This is a genomic window from candidate division KSB1 bacterium (assembly GCA_022562085.1).
In the GTDB taxonomy this organism is placed as follows: Bacteria; Zhuqueibacterota; Zhuqueibacteria; order Oceanimicrobiales; family Oceanimicrobiaceae; genus Oceanimicrobium.
In genome coordinates this window covers 1-3,535 of sequence record JADFPY010000421.1, presented here as the reverse complement: position 1 = coordinate 3,535, position 3,535 = coordinate 1, and the positions used below count along the sequence as shown (strand labels likewise).

General features: G+C 44.8%; 3 protein-coding genes and 2 tRNA genes. 2 read left to right on the top strand and 3 right to left on the bottom strand.

Features of this window, described 5'->3' with window-relative positions; all coding sequences use genetic code 11:
• Nucleotides 1-428 precede the first annotated feature (428 nt).
• Entirely contained in the window at nucleotides 429-644 is a 216-nt protein-coding gene (locus IH879_21610; GenBank protein ID MCH7677523.1) for a hypothetical protein, read from the top strand.
• Nucleotides 645-766: 122 nt separating this feature from the next.
• On the opposite strand, the gene IH879_21605 is transcribed toward IH879_21610, so the two are convergent.
• The 3 genes from IH879_21605 to IH879_21595 all read right to left on the bottom strand — a co-directional run bounded on the left by IH879_21605 (nucleotide 767) and on the right by IH879_21595 (nucleotide 1,934).
• Nucleotides 767-839 (bottom strand) — tRNA-Glu (locus IH879_21605).
• Nucleotides 840-852: 13 nt separating this feature from the next.
• A tRNA-His gene (locus IH879_21600) sits at nucleotides 853-925 on the bottom strand.
• Nucleotides 926-1,013: 88 nt separating this feature from the next.
• The gene (locus IH879_21595; protein ID MCH7677522.1) at nucleotides 1,014-1,934 is read right to left on the bottom strand and encodes a dihydrodipicolinate synthase family protein; all 921 of its coding nucleotides are present in this window, start codon (nucleotides 1,932-1,934) and stop codon (nucleotides 1,014-1,016) included.
• A 201-nt stretch (nucleotides 1,935-2,135) separates the two neighbouring features.
• On the opposite strand from IH879_21595, the gene IH879_21590 reads away from it, so the two are divergent.
• Complete coding sequence (locus IH879_21590) at nucleotides 2,136-3,449, top strand: amino acid permease (protein MCH7677521.1); 1,314 nt, start codon at nucleotides 2,136-2,138, stop codon at nucleotides 3,447-3,449.
• Nucleotides 3,450-3,535: the final 86 nt, after the last annotated feature.

Below are 3,535 nucleotides of genomic sequence, written 5' to 3'. Positions count from 1 at the left end.
AGTTTAGTAATAAATGCTGTGTAAAACAAGAAAAAAGTTTTCCTATCGAAGACTATTAGGCTGCTCTCCCGCCTCCCAACAGAGACCATCGTTCGGCTCCGTAAAACAAATTCCCTTGGTAGTTGGATAGTCAAGTCGTAACCTCCAGATAGAAGATTTGGTATTATGAAAATTTGTTTGCTTTTATTGTAAGACTATTGAACCTTGCTGTTTCTCTCACCAGAAAGGTTTTTTTGTTATCTTTATTTTCATTATGGTAGAAACTATGTTTGTGAACCTTCATCAGCCTGACTTTATCCCCGAACTTCTCACCGATTTCTACACAATTTAGATCCAGAGGAATTATCTATATCGTAGATTTCACCCAAAGGGATAATTCGAGGTCGAAGGCACGTATTAATGAAATTGATAAACAAATCGACCGATTGATGAGTCTTTTTGAGCGTGGGAACATCTCCCTTGGAATAACTGAACAAAGGACTGAAAAGTTGGAAATGGAGAAGGAAGGCATTAAACAAATCCTTGAAGGGGACAAGCAAACTCTTGCTGCGATCCGGTACGCCGAATCGGAGCTTGACAGCGAGTCCATCAAATGTTATGTGGATCGATTTGAAGATTACTTAGCGAGTCTAACAAAGACTTGATGCGAGAATTCTTGAAAACGTTGTTTCGAGAATTGAGCTTTGGGGACGAGAGAGAGGCAAAATAAGAGGCCGGAAAGTCCATATTCATGGTCAACTTCCGGCCTTTACAAGGATAGAAAGCGCGTCCCCTAGGGGAATCGAACCCCTGTTGCAGGAATGAAAATCCTGAGTCCTGGGCCACTAGACGAAGGGGACATGTTTAAAAGAGGGTGAGCGAGGGGACTTGAACCCCCAACGACCAGATCCACAATCTGGTGCTCTACCAATTGAGCTACGCCCACCAAGGCAAAACGTAATTTAGTAAATTTTCAAAGATATGCAAGTATTTTTTCCGGGACAAAAAGTCGGCAATTTTCGGGATTAAAAAGCTTAATCGGAACAGGAGTCGGAAAATTGAACAGCGTCCAAGGCCTCTGCAAGGGCCCTGCCATCTCTCTCACTAAGTGGCATGAGCGGCGGTCTCAGGTTTATCCAGCTGGCGTTACCGGTCTTGCGGGCCATCATCTGTTTAAGGGCAGGGATCATAGGGTGTTTCTCGAATTCTTTTCTGATTGCATGCAATTTTTCTTGAAGCACCTTGAACTCCTCGCCGGGAAAAGCGTTCTTGACTCCTGCTGCAAGGCGGCTGGTTAAATTGATGGATGCGGAAACACATCCGGCAGCGCCGATTTGTAAAATGTCGCTCAAAACCAGCTCAGTACCGGCGTAAACATCAAAGCCGGGAAATACATTGTGGTTTTTTTTCATGTTCTCAAAATCTCCGCTGGAATCTTTCATACCGACGATGATGTTTGGAAATGTTTCGACCATTCGCTGAATAGTTGAGTGGGAAAAAGAGATAACCGCCATTTTGGGGAAGTGATAAAGATAGACTCTTAGCCGATCATCATTGACCTGATGAATAAGGCGATCGAATGCATTAAAAATTCCCTCATCACTGATATTCTTATAGTAGAATGGCGGAAGTACCAGCACGCCACCGACACCATTTTTCACGGCATGCTGGGTCAGCTCAACTGAGTCCGGCAGTGCACAGCAGCCAGTTCCTACCAGTAATTTATACGGAGGAAGGCCGCCGGCAAGAAGTACATCGAGCAGTTCAATTCGTTCCCTGACTGAAAAGGAGTTTGCTTCGCCGGTGGTGCCAAAAATCACCAGGCCGTCACAGCCGTTTTGCAGCAAGTAGTGACAATGCTCAAGCATCAGTTCCGTGTCAATGGACAAATTACTTTTTAAAGGAGTCAGGCTTGCTGCAAAAATACCCCGGGGCAACTTGTGAATCTTTTTCAATGTCATGATTTTAAAAGTTGTTTTTTTTTATGATTGGTTACGAATTTGTTCATACAATGTCAAGCATTTCTAAAATTTTATAATTTGTGTGCGAAATAAGTGCTTGCCCTTGTTTTTTGATTGCTTTTTTACTAAATATTTTTTCATTGTTGGAAGTCTTATATTTTTCTCCTCTATCTCTCAAAACTTAAAGGAACATTTTTGAACGTTGCTCCTGACGAAAATTTAAAACGGGATATTACCCGCATCGGCCTGGCAACGCTTGTCCTGAACGGCATAATTGGAGCTGGAATTTTTGCGCTTCCTTCTGCGGTCGCTGAACGGACCGGAGCACTCAGTCCACTTATTTTTGTGATTTGCGGCGTGCTGATGCTTTCAGTGGTAACTTCATTTGGGCAGGCTGCAAGCTATTTCAGAAAAACAGGCGGCCCGGTTTTATATGCCGGGACGGCGTTTGGGCCATTTGTTGGATTTCAAGCGGGTTGGCTGCTTTACCTCGGGCGGATGACTGCTTTTGCTGCCAACAGCAATATTCTGGTGAGTTACGCCGGGTTTTTCTGGACTGGCGTGCAGGATGGGGTTGGACGCATCGTTGCCCTTGCAATTTGCTTTCTCGTTCTCACCTCAATCAATGTGATGGGCGTCAAAAAAGGAATGAGTGTAACTAATTTGTTGACTGTGCTAAAACTGGCGCCGCTGCTTTTGTTTATTGGGTTCGGATTTGTTTATATAGCGCCGGAAAAATTTACGGCGCTCTCAGCATCCGGGTTCGACAGGTTTGCCGAAAGCCTGCTGCTGGTGGTCTACGCCTATGTGGGGTTTGAAGGGGCGGTCATTCCCGCAGGTGAGTGCCGGAATCCCAGGAAAGATATTCCACAAGCTCTCATCAAAACCCTTCTCGCTACCGGTGTTCTTTATGTGCTCATTCAAACAATTTGTATATCTGTTTTGCCGGATTTGGGACAGACAAAAACACCTCTCGCTGATGTTGCAAAAGTAATGTTTGGTTCAAGCGGCGCCCAAATCATGACTTTGGCGGCATTCTTTTCTATTGCGGGTAATTTGTCGGCCATTGTTATCGCGGCGCCGCGCATGACTTACGCGTTAGCAAAGGAGAATTTGCTTCCCGCCTGGTTTGGGAAAGTACACGAAAAGTACAAAACCCCCTCAGCCTCTATCTTATTTCTTGGCGGTGTCGGTTTCTTTCTGGCGGTTTCCGGCAGCTTTGCCTGGTTGGCGATTATGAGCTCATTGGCCCGCTTGCTTGGCTTCGGAATTACGATCGCGGCTTTACCGCGGCTGAAAAAAATGTTCGGGTCAGATTCGGATGGCTTTAAAGTTCCGGGTGGGTACTTTGTGCCGGCTTTTGCGTTTGTCGTCTGCATTTGGCTTTCGTTGCAGGCAGATTTGAGAACCTGGTTGATGACCGCTGCATTCGTTTTATTCGGTTCACTTTTATATGGAATAACTCGCTGGCAAAGAAAAACCTCACCCGATTCCGAAAGTCAAAACTAATTTGCAAGGGGGCTGAAAGCCACTTTTTTGCTTATTTTATTTGCAAAGAAGCAAACAAATCCTAAATTAAAAAGTCGATCTGATTT